Genomic DNA, 1,323 nt, shown 5'->3' on the forward strand with positions numbered 1-1,323 from the left:
TGTCGAAACCACCGCTGGTTGAGCTTGTCGAAACCCCTCTTGGCAGCGTCGGGACGCCGAGGTCTCGACAAGCTCGACCAACGGATTCAGTGAGAGTGGGACGGGGTGGAGCTCAGGCTCAGGCGATGGTGAGGTGCCGAGCCGGTACCTCTTCCTCCAGCGTCTCGAAGCCGAAGTCGAGCAGGTCCATCGCCGCGAAGGCGTAGCGGGCCAGGATCAGGTCCATCACCTCGGGCGCGGCACCCAACGGCTCGCTCACCGACACCGCTCCACACCGCTCGGCCAGGTCGGCCTGGGCATGGAACAACTCGGTGGCGGTCAGGAAGAACGAGCCGACCGCGATGTGCCGACGACCCTGGGCGCGCAACCCCTGGATGGCCTGCGCCACCGACGGGCCGGAGCCGTCCGCGACAGCCGTCAGGCAGGGCAGCCGGTGATGGGTCGACCACTGCCGAGCCCGCCGAGCCAGCAGGGCGTTGCCACGGACGTCGCCGCTGCGGGCCGAGGACAGCACCAGGCCGTCCAGCTCGAGAACCCGCTGGGCCGACAGTGAGGCGCGCAGCCGCTGATCGAGCACGGTGAGCAGAGTCACCTCGGGACCGACGGGACGCGACACACTGACCCGCAGATCGGGATAGAGGCTGCGCAGTTTGACCGACTGGCCGATCACCCGTTCGTCGGGATCGATGGCATGGGTCAGCTGCAGCGGAACCAGCACCACCTCGGTGATGCCCTGCTTGATGAGCTGCGACACGACCTGCGCGGTCGAGGGAGAGCAGTGGTCGAGAAAGGCGCAATGCACGGAGAGGCCCGGGCGCATGCTCTGGAGGCCTTGCCTCAAGGAGTGCGCGACTTGGGCGACTCGGGCATCGGTGCTGCCCATTCCCACCATCACCAAGGCTGGAGCGGTCATGATGTGCCTCTCTTGCGTCACATGTCCTGCGGCTCCATTGCCGGCGTTTCGTGCTACCAACCTCTCTCGGAGCTTGTACCAGAAGCAAATCGGTCGCTCGACATGTGAGATGAGCGTCCCATTTGATGGGAAATCAAGCGGATCAGAGGTGCTTGGACCCTAGATGTGCCGAGCGTACGCGAGGAATCTCAGCCTGTGGAACGCGTGGCTACCCTTCACGGAGGAGGTGGTCGCAGTGGTGCAGCCCGACCCGGGTCCGTCGCGCAGCTGGTTGCCGCCATGGCCACGTCGGTCTGGCCGAGGATGAGAACGACACCCGCACCGCGGCCGAGACGTTGCGCTCGCAGCTAGCCCGCCACTGGCCGGTGATCGAGACAGTCTCGGCAGCGAACGGCGGATTCGCCGTGTTG

At 66.2% G+C, this 1,323-nt stretch carries 1 protein-coding gene; it reads right to left on the reverse strand.

Translation table 11 applies throughout. The features are described 5' to 3' along the window. Positions 1–118 precede the first annotated feature (118 nt). On the reverse strand, positions 119–913 hold the full coding sequence (locus Q0066_RS06900; RefSeq protein ID WP_366521503.1) for a CbiX/SirB N-terminal domain-containing protein: 795 nt from the start codon (positions 911–913) through the stop codon (positions 119–121). Positions 914–1,323: the final 410 nt, after the last annotated feature.

Origin of the sequence: Micropruina sp. (genome assembly GCF_027492755.1) — a bacterium.
Classification (GTDB): domain Bacteria; phylum Actinomycetota; class Actinomycetes; order Propionibacteriales; family Propionibacteriaceae; genus Micropruina.